Source organism: Jeongeupia sp. HS-3, assembly GCF_015140455.1.
In the GTDB taxonomy this organism is placed as follows: Bacteria; Pseudomonadota; Gammaproteobacteria; order Burkholderiales; family Chitinibacteraceae; genus Jeongeupia.
The window spans coordinates 2,516,406-2,531,908 of record NZ_AP024094.1; the positions used below are offsets into that span (position 1 = coordinate 2,516,406).

A 15,503-nucleotide genomic window follows, 5' to 3' on the forward strand; every position below is an offset into this window, starting at 1 on the left:
ATGTCTGGAATTCATTATATCCAGCCGATAAGACAGGCGGACAATCCGTACCAGACTCCGGAGATCACGATGACACAACTGCTCTTTCCGGTGCTGGCGGTGCTGATCTGGGCCGCCAATACCGTCGTCAACAAGCTCGCCGCCGGCGCGATCGGCCCGGCCGAGATCGGCTTCTATCGCTGGCTGCTCGCGGCGCTGCTGTTCACGCCGTTCATGCTGCGGCCGCTGCTGCAGCACCGCGCCGCCCTGCGGGCGCAGGCGGGCAAGATCGTCGTGCTCGGCCTGCTCGGCATGGTCATCTACCAGAGCCTCGCCTACTACGCCGCGCACAGCACCTCGGCGACCAATATGGGCATCATCCTGTCGCTGATGCCGATGATGGCGCTGGCGCTGGCGATCGCCCTACTCGGCCAGCGGCTGACGCTGGGCGCGATCGCCGGCTCGGTGGTGTCGTTCGCCGGCGTGCTGATCGTCGTCTCCGGCGGCAGCGTGGCGGCGCTGCTGCAACACGGCGTCGGCACCGGCGATGCGCTGATGCTGATCGCGACACTGGCGTATGCGCTCTACAGCGTGTTGCTGAAAAAATGGCAGATCAAGCTGCCTTCGCTGGTGCTGCTGTACCTGCAGATCCTGGTGGCGGTGGTGCTGCTGTTGCCGCTCTACCTTGCATCACCCAAGGTCGGCCTTTCGGCCGCCAATATTCCGCTGGTGCTGTACGCCGGGCTGTTCGCGTCGATGCTCGCACCGCTGCTGTGGATGCACGGCGTGGCCAAGGCCGGGCCCAGCCGCACCACGCTGCTGTTCAACCTGTCGCCGGTGTTCACCGCGCTGATCGCCGCGACGCCTGTCCTGCACGAGCGGCTGGCGTGGTACCACCTCGTCGGCGGCGTGCTGACGCTGGCCGGCGTGCTGCTGAGCGAGCGCTGGAAACGGCCGTTGTCGCGCCACCCGGCCTGATCCTGCTCACCCGGCGTGCCGATGAGGTGGTACACGCCTGTCGGCGCAAGACCACACAAGGAGGCAGCCAAACCCTTCGCCATGGTCAACACTGGATAAAGCCGTAAGAACCTGTTCAGTGTCTGTCGCCAGACGAACACGCTGGATCAAGGTCCGAACTAATAACGCCAGAACCGGCATGCTGCAGAGCAGCGGCGGCCGGTTCGCAAGCGTACCCCGGGGCTGCCCGGCCCCGGCTTGGGGAGAACACGCATGATGCTCGTGCTGCTTCATCTTGCCGGTGGTGTCGCCCTGTTGACCTGGGGGCTGCACATGGTCGAAACCGGTTTCATGCGGGCGCTGGGTGCATCGCTGCGCCAGTTGATGAGCCGCAGCCTCGGCAGCCGCTGGCGCGCCTTGTGCGCCGGGCTGGCGATCACCACCGTGCTGCAAAGCAGTACCGCGACCGGCCTGATCGCGACCTCATTCGCCGCGCGCCGGCTGCTGACGCCGATTGCCGGTCTGGCAATCATGCTGGGCGCCAATCTTGGCTCGACACTGATCGTCCAGGCTTTCTCGCTCAAGCTCGGCTGGGTATCGCCGCTGTGTCTGATCGCCGGGCTGTTGATGTTCGAGCGCGGCAAAGGCTCGCAGACGCGCGATTTCGGCCGCGCCTTCATCGGTATCGGGCTGATGCTGCTGGCGCTGCGGCTGCTGGTTGAAACCATGCGGCCGGCCGAAGCGGCACCGGCAATGCGCGCGATCCTCGACGTGCTGGCCGACCAGCCCTTGCCGAACGCGGCGATTGCCGCGGTGCTGACCTGGCTGGCGCATTCGAGCATTCCTACCGTGCTCTTGGTGATGTCGCTCGCCGGCTCGCACGCGATCCCGGCCAGCACCGCGCTGGCGATGGTGCTCGGCGCCAATATCGGCAGCGCGCTCAACCCGTATTTCGAAGGCAACAAGGGCAACGACAATCTGCGCCGCCGCCTGCCGGCCGGCAACCTGCTGCTGCGCGGCGGCACCTGCCTCTTGCTGCTCGCAGCGGTGAATCCGCTCGCGCAGGCGCTCGCCAGGCTCTGGCCCGACCCCGGCCACCTGGTCGCCGATTTTCATACCCTGCTCAATCTGGGCATCGCGCTGTTTTTCATCGGCCTGCTCAAGCCGGTCTCGCGGTTGCTGGAGCGCGTTTTCCCCGAAAACAACACCGCCGCCGACCAGCCCGACGCGCCGCGCTACCTCGATCCGTCGGCGATCGGCACGCCGTCGCTGGCGCTGTCGTGCGCCACGCGCGAGGCGCTGCATATGGGCGATATCGTCGAGGACATGCTGCGATCGAGCATGCCCGTGCTGCTCGGCGACGACAGACACCGGATTTTCGAAATCACTCGCCGCGACAACGCCGTCGACCGGCTGCACGAGGCGATCAAGCTCTACGTCACCGAGATCACCCGCGAAAGTCTGTCGCCGCAAGATGCGGCACGGGCGATGGCGATCATCGGTTATGTGATCAACATGGAGCATATCGGCGATATCGTCGACAAGAACCTGATGGAGCTGGCCGGCAAGAAAGTACGCGGGCGCTTGAGCTTTTCACACGACGGCGCCGCCGAGCTGTCGCGACTGCATCTGGAGGTACTCGAAAGCTTCCACCACGCGCAGGCGGTGTTCATGTCGAGCGATATTTCCACGGCCGAATCGCTGCTGCAAAGCCGGATGGCGGTGCGCGAGCTGGGACGGGAAGCCGCCGACAACCACCTGGCGCGGCTGCGCGACGGCGTGCCCGAGAGCATTGCCTCAAGCTCGCTGCACCTCGACGTACTGCGCGATTTGCGCCGCATCCATTCGCACATCTGCGCGATCGCCTATCCGGTGCTCGAACAGGGCGGCACGCCCGCCCGCCCGAAGGTACAGGACGCCGAGGTCTGGCATGGCGCCGCCGGGCGGGTCTAGTTGCCACATGAAAAACGGCCCCATCGGGGCCGTTTTGATTGGCTGCTCAGCCGCTTACAGACCGGTCGGCTGCACCGGCACGGCATTGCTCGCCGGCACGATACGGGTGCTCTTGCTGTCGGTAAGCACGTCGACGCGCTGGCCGACCGCCAGCGGCGTATCGGCCTTCTGGACCACGACGATGCGCTGGCCATTATCCAGCCGCACGGTCACCTCATAGGCATCCTGCTGGGTCACGCCCTTCTCGATCGCGTTACCGGCAAGGCCACCGACGAGGGCGCCGATAATGCCCGAAATGATCTGGCCATTGCCGCCACCGATATTCGTACCGGCGGCAATCCCGCCGATCGCGCCACCGGCGATGGTGCCGACGCCAGTGGAATCCTCCATTTTCACCGAGCGCAGATTCTCGATCGCGCCCGATTGCACCGTCGCGGCGCGCATCATCTGGTCGCGGTTATAGACATCGGCCGAGGTATTGGCACAGCCGGCAACGAAAACGACGCTGGCGCCGGCCAGCATCAGGGCAATCAGTTTAGGGGCACGCATCGTGAGCCCTCCCGGTAGTCGATCATCAATGTCGCAATTGTAGTGATCGACGACCGCGGCGGCTGTGGACGATGTCACACCCGCGCACGCCGCCGATACCAGCCGCTCAGCGACCAGCGCTCGCGCCGCGCCGGCAACACTTCGTGCTCGAAGCGGTCGGACATGAACACCGCCAGCGTACCGCCCAGCGGCGGAACGTCGATGTGGCGACCGTCATCGAGGTAGAGCCGCAGTTCACCACCATCATCCTCGCCCCACTCGGGGTTCAGGTAGAGCACGATGGTGACAACGCGGGTGTCCTCGCCGCGATGCTGATCCAGATGGCGTTTGTAGAAGCGCCCTGCCGGATAGACCGCCAGATGGCATTCGAGTTCGGCCAGACCGAGGTAGAGCGCGGCGTTGAGTTCACCGCGCAGCGCCTCCAGCCGGCCCTGCGCAACGCTCGCCGCCGGGTCCGCGTCAGCCGTCCTGGCATGGTCGAGCCACAGCACCTCGTCGCCACGGATCTCGCCGTTGACCGCATGGCCGCCGGCACGGCCGACGCCGGCGCGGGCGAAGTCGGTGCGGCGCGCTTGCGACGACGCCACCAGCGCACTCACCTCGGCCGGGCTGAGGAAGCCCGGCAGCACGCACCAGCCGGTATCAACCAGCGCGCTGGCGACGCAATCGAACCCACTCACGTACGGTCTCCTGATGGTTGGGCAACGCCTGCTGCACGACCGGCTCAGCCGGTCTGGGCGCACGGGCCGGGAAGAAGAACTCGCCCGGCTTGCGCATGAAGCGGCGCGCCAGCTTGCCGAGCAGCGGCTTGGTCGCCTGGAAGGTCAGCTTGCGCGAACGCAGCGCCACCCACAGTGCCAGGCCGAAGCTGACCGCGAGGTTGGTCATGCCGATCAGCGCGATGCCGAGCACCGACATCGCGACGATATGCCAGTCGAGCTGGAAGTTGTACGCCACCGCCGCGAACGACAAATAGGCCGACGAGAAGGTGATGTGGCGGATGTCGATCGGCAGCCCCAAGAGGAAGCCGACGGTGCCGATCATCCCGAGCATCATGCCGAAGTAGAAGTTACCGGCCAGCGCGCCGAGGTTGTTCTCGATGTACTTGGCCAGCCGTTTGGCGCGCGATTCGCCGACCAGCCAGTTCAGCCACGGCAGCGCCGCGACCCGGTCGGGAATGCGGTTGTAGATCGCCTTGTTGTCGTAGTAGCCCGAAATCAGCCCGGCCAGGAACAGGCAGCAACCGGCGATCGCCGCGTGGAACAGCGCCAGACTGGCGACCGGCGATAGATCGCGCAGCAGGTGGTCGGCCTTGGCGGTGTCGATCACCGGTGCGCCGAAGTACCAGTTCCAGCTCATCGCGATCAGCAGCGCCACCGGCATCACCAGCGCGACGTTACCGACGATGGCAATGAACTGGGTGCGGATCACCTTGACGATCAGCCCGGTCAGCTCGTCCAGATCGACGCGCTGCGTCTTGCCGCGTTTGCTGCTGGCGTGAATCGTCGCGGCGATCTTCGCCGCCGTCATCGCCGGCTGCTTGGTGGCGATGGTGAAATGCAGCATGTGGATCAGCATGAAGCCGAACGCGTAGTTGAGGCCGAACAGGATCGCCTCGAGCAGCGGCGGAATGTGCGCTTTGGCGGTCAGCAGCTTGAGCAGCGCCATGAAGCCGACGATCACGCCGGCGCCGGCGGCCGATTTGAACATGCCCATCCATTCGCTGCGTGTTTCGGCGATGTAATGCTCGCCGGTGTGGCTGGCGTGTTCGGTCACCTGCAGTGCCAGCAGCGAGGTATTGTCGGCAAAGACGTCGCGGATCCGGTACTTGCGGTTCTCGGCGCGCACCAGCGCCACGAGGCCGTCGATGATCAGCTCGGCCTTGTCCGGATTCGGCACCGGGTCGATCAGCAGCAACAGCATGCGCATGCGCTCGACGTGCTGGTAGAGCCGCACCATGTGGTAGGTCAGGCCGACCGAGATGCCGTTCTTGGCTGCGCTTTTCCTGACCTTGGCGATCAGTTCCTCGCACTGATCCAGCAGCACCAGGATGGATTTGACATCCTCTTCGGGCAGCGTCTGGTCAATCATCGTCCTGCGGTAATGCTCGATATAGGCGAGCGTTTCAACGTTCTGGCGCACAAAGGGCGATTCGAAGCGTTCGATATCCGGGTTGTTGCGCACCAGCTCGGGCTCCAGCCCGATCGCCGAGAGCCGGCACGACAGCACCTGGATCGCTTCGAGCACCTGCACCCTGGTCTTGTTGATGCTGCCCTGATCGGTCTCGTCGTGAAAGTGCAGCGATCGCCCCAGCGCCAGCCAGGCCTCGCGGCTGATCGCTTCGAGCCAGATGTAATCGGTTTTGCGATGAAACAGCGCGCCGAACACGTCCTTGAGCGAGTAGCGGTTGAACACCGGCGGCAGCACGCGGTAGCCGATGCGCCGCGTCAGCGCGGTGTAGAAGGTCTCGTTCGAGAGAATGCCGGTGTCGGTATACAGCTGTACCTGCTTGCGCGTCGACAGCAGGTACAGCAGATGGCGCCGCAAGGCGGCACGGTAATCGGGGTACTGCTCAAGCAGATAGGCCAAGGCCTGCACCGCATTGTTCGCGGCGACGGCGTCGGCGTGGTCACGCGGGCGCATCGTATCGACGAGCTCGCGAAACAGGTCGAAGGCGCGCTCGGTCGGCGCGCTGACCATGACTCGCAGGGTGGCTTCCATTCGGTTTCCAGTAGTGTTTTGTCGATTTTATCGCAGCGGACGTCAGCGCAGCCGGGCCAGCAGCCGTCCGATCATGGACTCGGCCTCGTGACGATAGTGCCCGCCAAACAGATTGTAGTGATTGAGCAGATGGTAAAGCTGGTACAGCCCCCGCCTTGCGGGATAGCCCGCATCCAGCGGCCAGGCGGCGCGGTAGCCATCGTAAAAGCGGGCGGAGAAACCGCCGAACAGCTCGGTCATCGCCAGATCGGTTTCCCGGTCGCCAAAGTACACGGCCGGATCGAACAGCACCGGCGTACCGTCGGCCAGGAAGCCCGCATTGCCCGACCACAGATCGCCGTGCAGCAACGACGCCAGCGGCGTGTAGCCGTCGAAGAACGCCGGCAAGGCGTCGAGCAGCGCATCGGCGTCGCGAAAGCACGCGCCGCTGGCGGCCGCCAGTTCGAGCTGCGGCGCAAGCCGTCGCTGTGCCCAGAACCCGGGCCAGTCGGCCAGCCAGCCATTGACCTGCCTTGTGCTGCCGATGGTGTTGTCGATGTCCCAGCCGTAACGCGGCATCGTCAGCCGGTGCACCTCGGCCAGCGCTTCGCCCAGCCATTCGAGCGCCAGCCACGCATGGTCGCCGGCCACGCCACAGGCGATCGGCTGCGGCGTGCGAACGCGTGCGCCCAGCGCGGTCAAGCCGGTCGCCTCGGCCTCGAACATCGCCAATGCGTCCCGACGGTTGCGCTTGATGAAATAGCGGCTGTGACCGATGTCGAGGCGGAAAGCGGCGTTGATATCGCCACCGCCGACGGGCACCACGGCGCCGAGCGCGCCGCCATCGCCGCCGGCCGTACGAATCGCCGCGGCAATCTCATTCCACATCGCATTCTCCAGGTCGGCTTCTGCCAGTGTGCCCAGCATGCCCGATGACGACCGGGTAACGCAGCGTAAACCCTTGGACTTGAAAAACGACAAAACGCCCGCAGGATGCGGGCGTTCGAGGGGCAAGCGCCGGATTACTGCGCGTTCGGATCGGTGACGAAACCGATGCGTTCCAGCCCGCTGCGCTGCGCCGCGGCCATGGTTTGCGCGACCGCTTCGTAGCGCACGTTGCGGTCGGCGGTCAGGTGCAGCTCGGGCTGCGGCTTTTTCTCGGCCGCGGCCTTGAGCCGCTCTTCCAGCGCCGCTTCGTCGATCTTCTCGCCCTGCCAGAAGCGCTGGCCGGTCGCGTCGATCGACAGCGCGATGTTCTCGGGCTTGAGCTGCTGCGGCTGGTTGGCCGCGCGCGGCAGATCCATCTTCACCGCGTGGTTAATCACCGGCACGGTGATGATGAAGATGATCAGCAGCACCAGCATGACGTCGACCAGCGGCGTCATGTTGATCTCGCTCATCACGTCATCGTTGTCGTCAAGGCCGCCGAACGACATCACTTGCTCCCGTTGACGACGTTCAGCGACGGCGCCGGCGAGGCTGCGGCGCTGCTGCCGACGCGCGAGCCGGTGACGAAGTAGGCGTGCAGATCGTGGGCGAAGCGGCTCAATTGCATCAGCACCGCCTTGTTGCCGCGCACCAGCGCGTTGTAACCGAGTACTGCCGGAATCGCCACCGCCAGACCGAAGGCGGTCATGATCAGCGCTTCACCCACCGGGCCGGCGACCTTGTCGATGCTGGCCTGGCCGCTCACACCGATACTGACCAGTGCGTGATAGATCCCCCAGACGGTGCCGAACAACCCCACGAACGGCGCGGTCGAACCGACCGAGGCCAGAATCGACAGCCCCGACTGCATCGACTGCTGTGCATCGTCGATCGCGCGGCGCAGGTTGCTGGTGACCCAGTCGCTGACATTGAGCGCGCCGTGCAGGTCGTTCTTGTTGTGCGCATGGTGAGCCACCGCATCGGCGCCCTCTTCGGCGATATGCCGGAACGGATTGTCCTGACGGGTTTCACCGAGCACGGTCAGGCCGGCGGCGAAATCGCGCTGGTGCCAGAAATCGTTGCTGGCCGCGCTGGCCTGACGCTTCAGGCGCACCAGCCGCCATGCCTTGAGCACGATCACGCACCACGACGCGATCGACATCAACAGCAGCAGCACGGCGACACCGCGGGTAACGAAATCGCCCTGCGCCCAAAGCGCGGCGATGCCGTAGGGATTGGTTTCCATCTTGTTTCCTTGTGCGAATAGGGTAGCCGCCGCTCGGGTTCGGCCGTTTAGTTCGCCATATTAACGAGAATTGTTATCATCCTCAATATATGCAGCGCAAGATCGCCGTTAAAAATGGCGCCCCGCCAGCATCCGTCATCGGCTAACCCACCCTCAGGCTTGGCCCCATCACGCATGACATCTTGCCCAGGCACGCTGCTGCCTCCCGGCCAAGGCAGTAAACAGCGGCACAGGCAAGGCAAATGCGGCCACTGTCTTACGCCGACAGCATCCTAGAATGCAGGCAGCTTCGATATGTTCATGTCGCCCCTCCCCACCCAGCCCGAGGCATCATGCTGAACAGAATGATCTGCCGCTTGCAATCACTCGATACGCCGCAGGCCATCGCCGAGCCTTTGGCGCAGCCACGCAGCAAGAGCCGCTTGCCGCGCATCATCTTGTCGTTGCTGGTTGTGATCGCACTACCCGCGCTCGGGCTCGGTATTGCCGTATTGAAGGCGCACTGGTCGCTGCAGCAGCAAGCCAGGGAGGCCACGCACAAGGCCATCACGACGCTCGATCATATGATTGCCAACGGCGATGCCGCCAGCCTGGCGGTAGAGAATCTTGCCGGCCAGCCCTGCGATTACAGCGTCGAGCGCGCACTGCAACGACAGGTTGCCATCGTCCCCTACGTTCGCTCGGTTCATCTGCTGCAGCACAACCGGCTGTACTGCAGCTCGCTGCTTGGAAAAATCGATGAAGAAGACGACACCGGCAGCGACGGGGCTGCGCGGCTGCAGCTCAAAGAGGGGAATATCACGACGCCGGACGTGCCTATCCTGATCGTTCGGCGAACCACGAACGAGGGTTCGGCACTCGCCGTGGTCGACGGACGCTATCTGCACACCGCACTGCAACTGGCAGCCAAAAACAGCGAGCTGTTCATCATCGTCGGCAACAACTACATGGACAAGCGCGGCCACGTCGGCCACGGATCAACGCCGCCGCTGGAGCTGGCGCAATCGACACTCGCATCGAAACAGTTTCCGTACATGGTCATTGCGGGTTCGCCCTCCGGATCGGTGAAACGCTATCTGCTCGATTACGATCTGGCACTGCTGAGCTTGCTCATTGGCGCAGGCTTCGTTTGTGGCCTGGCCTGCTACCGCCTGCTCGGGCGTCCAAGCTCGCCGCGGGCTCAGCTGCAACGCGCACTCGAGGCCGGCGAGTTCGAACCCTTTCTGCAGCCCATCGTCGCGACCGAAGACGGCCGGTGGATCGGTGCCGAAGTGCTGATGCGCTGGCGGCTACCGGGCGAAGGGCTGATCCGCCCCGATCTGTTCATCCCGATGGCCGAGCAAACCGGGCTGATCCTGCCAATGACGCGCGATCTGATGCGCCAGCTCGCCAAGGCGCTGGCACCGCACATGGCCGAGCTGCCGTCGGCGTTTCATCTCAGTATCAATATCAGTGCGGCCCACTGCCACGATCCGCAACTGCTTGATGACTGCCGCGAATTTCTCGCGGCCTTCCAACCGGGGCAGATCGAACTGTGGCTGGAGCTGACCGAACGCGAGCTGATCGAGCCGACCGAGCAAACCGATGCGCTGTTCAAGCAGCTCGACGCCGAGGGCATCAAGATCGCCATCGACGATTTCGGCATCGGTCACGCCAGCCTCAATTACCTGCAACGCTTCACCGTCGATGCGCTCAAGATCGACCAGAGCTTTGTCGCGCGTATCGGCGCCGACACCCTGTCCGGGCATCTGCTCGACACGCTGGTCGAATTGGCCGAGCGGCTGGAAATCGACCTCATCGCCGAAGGCGTAGAGACGGCGGAACAGCGCGATTACCTGCAGGCACTGCACGTGCGCTATCTGCAGGGCTATTATTTTGGCCGGCCGATGCCGATGAGCGAGTTCATCCACGCACTGCGCAACAAACGCCCCGCGGACATCGACGTTGCAACCGAAATCCAGCCCTGATACCACCATGAAACCGCTGCTCTACACCTTCCGCCGCTGCCCGTACGCGATGCGCGCGCGCCTCGCCATCGCCGCCAGCGGCGTCGACGTCGAACAGCACGAGGTTGTCTTGCGCGACAAGCCGGCCGCGCTGCTCGCCGCCTCGCCCAAGGGCACCGTGCCGGTGCTGTGCCTGCCCGATGGCCGGGTGATCGAGCAGAGCCTGGACATCATGCTGTGGGCGCTGGCGATCAACGATCCGCTGTGCTGGCTCGCCGATCGGGATAACGCGCTGGCGCTGATCGTTGATAACGACGGCGGCTTCAAACAGGACCTTGATCGCTACAAGTACGCCGAGCGCTTTCCCGAGCATCCGGCCAGCCACTACCGGCAGCGCGGCGAGCGCTTTCTCGCCCGGCTCGAAGCGATGCTCGCGCAGCAGCCATATCTGGGCGGCGCGCACGCCGGGCTGGCCGATGCGGCGCTGTTTCCCTTCGTGCGCCAGTTCGCCCATGTCGACCACGCGTGGTTCTACGCTTCACCGTATCCACGACTGATCGCCTGGCTCGACGACTGGCTGGCCTCCAGCCTGTTCGCCACGGTGATGCACAAGGCGCAGGCGTAAAAAAAGGATGGCGACGCCATCCTTTTTTCCGGGGCCAGCCTCGGCCTCAATCACGGCGGACACACGCGATGACTTCGATTTCAACCAGCGCATCCTTCGGAATCCGCGCCACTTCGATGCAGCTGCGCGCCGGGAAAGTGCCGGTCTCGGCGAAGAAGGCCGAATAGGCTTCGTTGATCTCGGCAAAGTGGTTCAAGTCTTTGACGAACACCGTGGTCTTGATCACGTCGGCGGCGGTCAGGCCGACGGTGGCAAGAATGTGCGCCACATTGGCCAGCGACTGTGTCGCCTGCGCGCCGGCGCTGGCCGGCATTTCGCCGGTGGCGGCATCGATCGGCAACTGGCCGGACAAGAACACCAGATCGCCGAATTGCTTGGCTTGTACATAAGGGCCAATCGCGGCCGGGGCTTGGGGGGAATTCAAGGTATTCATCGGTATGCTCCTGAGAAGGATATTCGGGAAGGATGCCGGCCCGCCTCGTGAGCGAGCCGGCGACTGCGATCAGCAGCTGTTTTTCTGAACCATGATTTCTATGATCTGCCGGTCGGTCTGCACCATGCTGCCGCAGGCCAGCGCGCACAGATTGTCGATCGACGCGTCGACCTCGTCGGCGACGATGCCCTCGTTACCGGTCACGCGGGTGTGGTCCAGCGCCATCAGCACCGCCTTGTACGCCGCAGTGGCCGAGGTCGAAACCTTCATTGCGCAGCTGTTCGACGCGCCATCGCAGATGATCCCGGCGATATCGCCGACCATGCTGCAAATCGCCATGCTGACCGCGTCGTAACCGCCACGCAGCAACCAGGCAATGCCGGCAGCCGCACCCATCGACGCGGTGGTCACCGCGCACAGCGCCGACAGCTTGGGCAGCTTGCCGTGCACATACACCGCCATCAGGTGCGAGAGCATCAGCGCGCGCGCCAGCGTTTCGTCGTCGGCCTTCACATGCTCGGCCACCACCACTACCGGCATCGTTGCGGCGATGCCCTGGTTGCCGGAGCCGGAATTGCTCATCGCCGGCAAGGTGGCACCGCCCATGCGGGCGTCCGATGCCGCGCTCGAGCGGATCAGGATCCGGGTCAGCAAGTCGTCGGACAACAAGCCGTTCTGGATCTGCCGTTGCAGGGTAGCGCCGATATGCAGGCCGTACTGACCGCCCATACCCTCGCTGGAGAGCGCGCCATTGAGCTTGGCCGATTCGAGGATAAAGGCGATGTCGGCGAACGGCGCCATGGTGGCGAAATCGTACACATCGCGGGCAACGGCGCCAGCAAGGTTGTATGCAGCCTCGGCCTCTGCACCGCCGGCCTCGGCTTCAAACAGCACTTCACCGTCTTTTTCGATGCGCACCACCTGGGTATGTGCATCGGCGATACAGACGCGAACCCAATGATCGCCGGCTTCGACCCTGGCCTCGGCGTAGAGGATGTTGGCGACATCGGCGATGCCGACATGGATCTGCTGCGCGGCGAGCATTGCCTTGCCGGCGGCGACGATCTCGGGGGTCAGCGACTTGAGCACCTCAAGCCCGGCATCCGGATCGCCACCGAGCGCGCCGACGGCGGCGGCAATCGGCAGGCCGACGGTACCGGTGCCCGGCACGGTGACGCCCATGCCGTTCTTCATCAGGTTCGGCGAGACCTTGGCAACGAGGCGTTCGGGCGTGACGCCCAGCTCGCGGGTCGCGATGGCCGAAGCCAGCGCCAGCGAAATCGGTTCGGTGCAGCCCAGCGCCGGGGCGACTTCTTGCTTCACGGCCTTGATGAATTCTGGCCACAGTTGGGTATTCATGATCTTGCTCCTTGTTCCGTTCGAGTCTGACTGTTTGTACATGACAGGCAATCAGGGAAACTCACGAGAAGGCGAGGAAGGGCGACACGCACAGCAGGATGCCGGTGGCGATGATGATCTTCAGGCCGATGCCCTTGTACTTGTACAGTGCCGGCACCTTGTAAACGAGGTAGGCCGGGATCAGGCAGCCAACCAGACCGAAGATCGGGCTGCAGATCGAGGTAAAGCTCAGCACCGGTGCGTTCAGCACGATCGCACCCCACGACACCAGCACCGCGAACACCAGGATGCCGCTGGCAACCATGCCCTTGTTGATGCGGTTTTCCGGCATCACGCGGCGCAGCACGTTCATGGCGATCCCGTTGCAGGCTTCGCGGAAGCCGAGGAAGACACCGAAGTAAGCGGTCATCACGGCAAAGATGTTCAGCACCAGGGTCATGATCTTCACGACCGAGCTGCCTGCATCGTGGCCGGTCATCGTTTGCGCGACCATCGCCAGCGCCGAGATATTGGCTTCGTGTGCATGCACCGCTTGTTCATGGCCCATCGCCAGCGTGAACGACACCGCGTAGAAGAACACCACCACAAAGAGGATGCCGAAGGCGATATTCATCGCACGCATGGCCTTGAAGCGGGCGACGTCGATCGATTTTTCCTTGGCGCGATACGAGATCACCATCGGCGACAGGCTCTGGATGAACAGGATCGAGGTCAGCGTGAACGGCAGCATCACCACGGCTTGCTTGATCAGCTCGGCCGTCGTTGGCAGCGTGCCGACGTTATGGATACTCCAGTGCGGCACCATCGACATACCAAGGAAAGCGACCACGCAGAGCTTGATCAGCACCATGCCGGTAGCAACCTTGAACAGCAGCGCTTCGCCACGCGAGGCCATCGTCACCAGGCCGATGATCAGCGCCAGGCCATACCACCAGTGATTCGACAGCAGATCCTTGGTCAGGCCGAAGCTCTGGATGAACGACGCGCTGTCGTTGGTGATGGCGGTCGAATACACGAAGACCCAGATCACCAGCATCACGAAGTACAAGACCCCGAGCACCATGCCCCAGTTCTTGCCCAGATAACCGGCAATCACCCCGGGGTAATCGGTGCATTCCTTCGACGCCGCCAGCGTATTGATGAACAGCCGCTGGAACAGATACATCGCCGGATAACCGACGATCGACGACGCCAGGAACACCCACAAGCCCATCAGGCCAACCTGAACCGGCAGGAACACGATACCGGCGCCAATGGCCATACCGATGCTCATGATCACCCAGCCCCAGTCGGTGCTGTCAAAGCGTGTGGCTTCCTTCCACTGCCGCTCGCTCATACCGGCCTTGCCGGCACGGGTGGTCGGCGGCGCGACCACATCCCGATCTAGTGTTGTGTCCATTTGGTTTACCTCTTGGCGTTACGTTTAATTGACTCGGAAATGCTTTGGCGCAAGCGCGACCGCTCAAGCCTTCAGGTAGCGGTACAACGTTGGCTCGGAGATGCCCAACATCTGCGCGGCTCTGGCGATAAATCCCTTCACCAGGAAAACACCGCTCTGGTCGAGTCTTTGCACGACCTCTTTCTTCTCGTCGGCACTCATCTTCACGGGCGCAACGGGATAGCTGGCGATCACATCGGTCAGCAACTGCTCGCCGACGTGTTCGATCGAATTGGAAAAGAGCTCTTCACCCTTGTCATCGCTGCACACCGGCAGCAAGGTGCGCACCGCGTCGAGCGCGGCATTGAAATGGCTGTCGTCGCTGTTGAAGCAAATCATTGCCACCGGCTTGCCGGCCAGATCCTGAATCACCAGCGACGACGAGCGCAGCGCGCGGCCGTCAACCGTCTTGCCGGTGTAATTGGTGCGGAACGGCGCGCCGCGTGACTGCAGGCAATCGCGCGCCATGCGCAGCGTCAGGTCGGTCGCCGGGGCGCCGACTTCGCGCCGGGTGATGTGGCCGTTGCGGATCACCGCGAGCGAATGCGCCAGATCGGTCAGGTCATGGATCACCACCTCGGTGTGCCTGCCCAGCGCCTGCCCCAGGAAGTCGGCCAGTTGTTCAAGATCGATGGTGAGTTTCATGATGAAAAATTCTCTTCGCCGATAAAAATTTCTTGTACGTAGCTTATTAAGGTTGAGTACAGAAACCAACAGGCGGCCGACATCAGCTTGATCCAGATCAAATGTAAAAACTGACAATCACACTAAAGGCTTTTAAATCATCAACTTATGGAACAACCTTGTCAGGAAAAAACCGCAGCGCCGAGTCGATAAGAATTTAGCGGCGACGGCAGTAGATGAGGAAAATCGACACATGCAAGCTCGTCAGGGAGTAGGCAATCGGGAAATCCAAACGAAAAAGACCGCCACAATGGGCGGTCTTTTTCGTTTGGATGGCAGAAAACTACGGCGCGGTCGCATGTTCCAGTTGGGTCAGCCATGCCAGCGCATGCGCACGGCCGCTGCCACACATCTGAGCCTCGGCCTGCAAGCCGCCGCACACCGCCGGGCGGGCCGGATCGGTGAAGATCGCGCAGCGCAGATCGTCGGTCAGCTGAATGCAGGGAACGCCGGCTGGTTTGCCGTTCGGCATGCCGGGAATCGGGCTGGTGATCGACGGGGCAATACAACAGGCAGCGCAGGAAGGACGGCAGGAAATCGGCATGGGCGCGATTGAACCGCAGCCGCTTGTCGCAGGCAAGCGGCGCAGCCCGGCGGCGGGCTGTTGCCGCCGCTGAATTGCTTGTAAGCTCGCTCGAACACCGGAGACCGATCCGGATCAAGAAGAATCAGGCGCCGGGCAACGACCCTGCGCCAGGGATGGAAGA

15 protein-coding genes are annotated in these 15,503 nt (G+C 63.5%); 4 read left to right on the forward strand and 11 right to left on the reverse strand.

Annotated elements, in window-relative coordinates; all coding sequences use genetic code 11:
* Positions 1 to 69: 69 nt before the first annotated feature.
* Entirely contained in the window at positions 70 to 957 is an 888-nt protein-coding gene (locus JLC71_RS12035) for a DMT family transporter (RefSeq protein ID WP_200915710.1), read from the forward strand.
* A 252-nt stretch (positions 958 to 1,209) separates the two neighbouring features.
* Positions 1,210 to 2,889 (forward strand): Na/Pi cotransporter family protein, encoded by a 1,680-nt coding sequence (locus JLC71_RS12040; protein WP_200915711.1) that lies wholly within the window; start codon positions 1,210 to 1,212, stop codon positions 2,887 to 2,889.
* Between the two features lie 54 nt (positions 2,890 to 2,943).
* Here the strand turns inward: JLC71_RS12040 and JLC71_RS12045 are convergent, their stop codons facing one another.
* The 6 genes from JLC71_RS12045 to JLC71_RS12070 all read right to left on the reverse strand — a co-directional run bounded on the left by JLC71_RS12045 (position 2,944) and on the right by JLC71_RS12070 (position 8,311).
* Entirely contained in the window at positions 2,944 to 3,438 is a 495-nt protein-coding gene (locus JLC71_RS12045) for an outer membrane lipoprotein (protein ID WP_236250878.1), read from the reverse strand.
* A 74-nt stretch (positions 3,439 to 3,512) separates the two neighbouring features.
* Positions 3,513 to 4,118: a 2OG-Fe(II) oxygenase gene (locus tag JLC71_RS12050; RefSeq protein ID WP_200915712.1), complete on the reverse strand. Its 606-nt coding sequence runs from the start codon at positions 4,116 to 4,118 to the stop codon at positions 3,513 to 3,515.
* Positions 4,081 to 6,159 carry a site-specific recombinase gene (locus JLC71_RS12055; RefSeq protein WP_200915713.1) on the reverse strand — a complete coding sequence of 693 codons (2,079 nt, stop codon included), beginning with the start codon at positions 6,157 to 6,159 and terminating at the stop codon, positions 4,081 to 4,083. The genes JLC71_RS12050 and JLC71_RS12055 overlap by 38 nt, the downstream gene beginning before the upstream one ends.
* A gap of 42 nt (positions 6,160 to 6,201) precedes the next feature.
* The gene (locus JLC71_RS12060; protein WP_236250879.1) at positions 6,202 to 7,065 is read right to left on the reverse strand and encodes a fructosamine kinase family protein; all 864 of its coding nucleotides are present in this window, start codon (positions 7,063 to 7,065) and stop codon (positions 6,202 to 6,204) included.
* A 95-nt stretch (positions 7,066 to 7,160) separates the two neighbouring features.
* A complete protein-coding gene (locus tag JLC71_RS12065) occupies positions 7,161 to 7,574 on the reverse strand; it encodes an ExbD/TolR family protein (protein WP_200915714.1) in 414 nt (137 codons plus the stop codon).
* A complete protein-coding gene (locus JLC71_RS12070) occupies positions 7,574 to 8,311 on the reverse strand; it encodes a MotA/TolQ/ExbB proton channel family protein (protein WP_200915715.1) in 738 nt (245 codons plus the stop codon). The genes JLC71_RS12065 and JLC71_RS12070 overlap by 1 nt, the downstream gene beginning before the upstream one ends.
* Before the next feature lie 332 nt (positions 8,312 to 8,643).
* On the opposite strand from JLC71_RS12070, the gene JLC71_RS12075 reads away from it, so the two are divergent.
* Together JLC71_RS12075 and JLC71_RS12080 are read left to right on the forward strand one after the other, a co-directional pair.
* Entirely contained in the window at positions 8,644 to 10,278 is a 1,635-nt protein-coding gene (locus tag JLC71_RS12075; protein WP_200915716.1) for an EAL domain-containing protein, read from the forward strand.
* Between the two features lie 7 nt (positions 10,279 to 10,285).
* Entirely contained in the window at positions 10,286 to 10,882 is a 597-nt protein-coding gene (locus JLC71_RS12080; protein WP_200915717.1) for a glutathione S-transferase, read from the forward strand.
* Positions 10,883 to 10,928: 46 nt separating this feature from the next.
* Here the strand turns inward: JLC71_RS12080 and JLC71_RS12085 are convergent, their stop codons facing one another.
* The 5 genes from JLC71_RS12085 to JLC71_RS12105 all read right to left on the reverse strand — a co-directional run bounded on the left by JLC71_RS12085 (position 10,929) and on the right by JLC71_RS12105 (position 15,340).
* A complete protein-coding gene (locus JLC71_RS12085; protein WP_200915718.1) occupies positions 10,929 to 11,315 on the reverse strand; it encodes a Rid family detoxifying hydrolase in 387 nt (128 codons plus the stop codon).
* Between the two features lie 69 nt (positions 11,316 to 11,384).
* Complete coding sequence (locus tag JLC71_RS12090) at positions 11,385 to 12,674, reverse strand: L-cysteine desulfidase family protein (RefSeq protein ID WP_200915719.1); 1,290 nt, start codon at positions 12,672 to 12,674, stop codon at positions 11,385 to 11,387.
* Between the two features lie 61 nt (positions 12,675 to 12,735).
* Positions 12,736 to 14,073, reverse strand: coding sequence for an amino acid permease (locus JLC71_RS12095; RefSeq protein ID WP_200915720.1), 1,338 nt, complete (start codon positions 14,071 to 14,073; stop codon positions 12,736 to 12,738).
* A gap of 63 nt (positions 14,074 to 14,136) precedes the next feature.
* Positions 14,137 to 14,757 (reverse strand): helix-turn-helix transcriptional regulator, encoded by a 621-nt coding sequence (locus JLC71_RS12100; RefSeq protein WP_200915721.1) that lies wholly within the window; start codon positions 14,755 to 14,757, stop codon positions 14,137 to 14,139.
* A 322-nt stretch (positions 14,758 to 15,079) separates the two neighbouring features.
* Positions 15,080 to 15,340, reverse strand: coding sequence for a YkgJ family cysteine cluster protein (locus JLC71_RS12105; protein ID WP_374757602.1), 261 nt, complete (start codon positions 15,338 to 15,340; stop codon positions 15,080 to 15,082).
* Between the last annotated feature and the right edge of the window lie 163 nt (positions 15,341 to 15,503).

What these genes read in the sequence shown, in the direction of transcription:
- JLC71_RS12035 (WP_200915710.1), top strand. Translation starts at nt 70, where the DNA reads ATGACACAACTGCTCTTTCCGGTGCTGGCGGTGCTGATCTGGGCCGCC.
- JLC71_RS12040 (WP_200915711.1), top strand. Translation starts at nt 1,210, where the DNA reads ATGATGCTCGTGCTGCTTCATCTTGCCGGTGGTGTCGCCCTGTTGACC.
- JLC71_RS12045 (WP_236250878.1), bottom strand. Translation starts at nt 3,438, where the DNA reads ATGCGTGCCCCTAAACTGATTGCCCTGATGCTGGCCGGCGCCAGCGTC.
- JLC71_RS12055 (WP_200915713.1), bottom strand. Translation starts at nt 6,159, where the DNA reads ATGGAAGCCACCCTGCGAGTCATGGTCAGCGCGCCGACCGAGCGCGCC.
- JLC71_RS12060 (WP_236250879.1), bottom strand. Translation starts at nt 7,065, where the DNA reads ATGCTGGGCACACTGGCAGAAGCCGACCTGGAGAATGCGATGTGGAAT.
- JLC71_RS12065 (WP_200915714.1), bottom strand. Translation starts at nt 7,574, where the DNA reads ATGTCGTTCGGCGGCCTTGACGACAACGATGACGTGATGAGCGAGATC.
- JLC71_RS12070 (WP_200915715.1), bottom strand. Translation starts at nt 8,311, where the DNA reads ATGGAAACCAATCCCTACGGCATCGCCGCGCTTTGGGCGCAGGGCGAT.
- JLC71_RS12075 (WP_200915716.1), top strand. Translation starts at nt 8,644, where the DNA reads ATGCTGAACAGAATGATCTGCCGCTTGCAATCACTCGATACGCCGCAG.
- JLC71_RS12080 (WP_200915717.1), top strand. Translation starts at nt 10,286, where the DNA reads ATGAAACCGCTGCTCTACACCTTCCGCCGCTGCCCGTACGCGATGCGC.
- JLC71_RS12085 (WP_200915718.1), bottom strand. Translation starts at nt 11,315, where the DNA reads ATGAATACCTTGAATTCCCCCCAAGCCCCGGCCGCGATTGGCCCTTAT.
- JLC71_RS12090 (WP_200915719.1), bottom strand. Translation starts at nt 12,674, where the DNA reads ATGAATACCCAACTGTGGCCAGAATTCATCAAGGCCGTGAAGCAAGAA.
- JLC71_RS12095 (WP_200915720.1), bottom strand. Translation starts at nt 14,073, where the DNA reads ATGGACACAACACTAGATCGGGATGTGGTCGCGCCGCCGACCACCCGT.
- JLC71_RS12100 (WP_200915721.1), bottom strand. Translation starts at nt 14,757, where the DNA reads ATGAAACTCACCATCGATCTTGAACAACTGGCCGACTTCCTGGGGCAG.
- JLC71_RS12105 (WP_374757602.1), bottom strand. Translation starts at nt 15,340, where the DNA reads ATGCCGATTTCCTGCCGTCCTTCCTGCGCTGCCTGTTGTATTGCCCCG.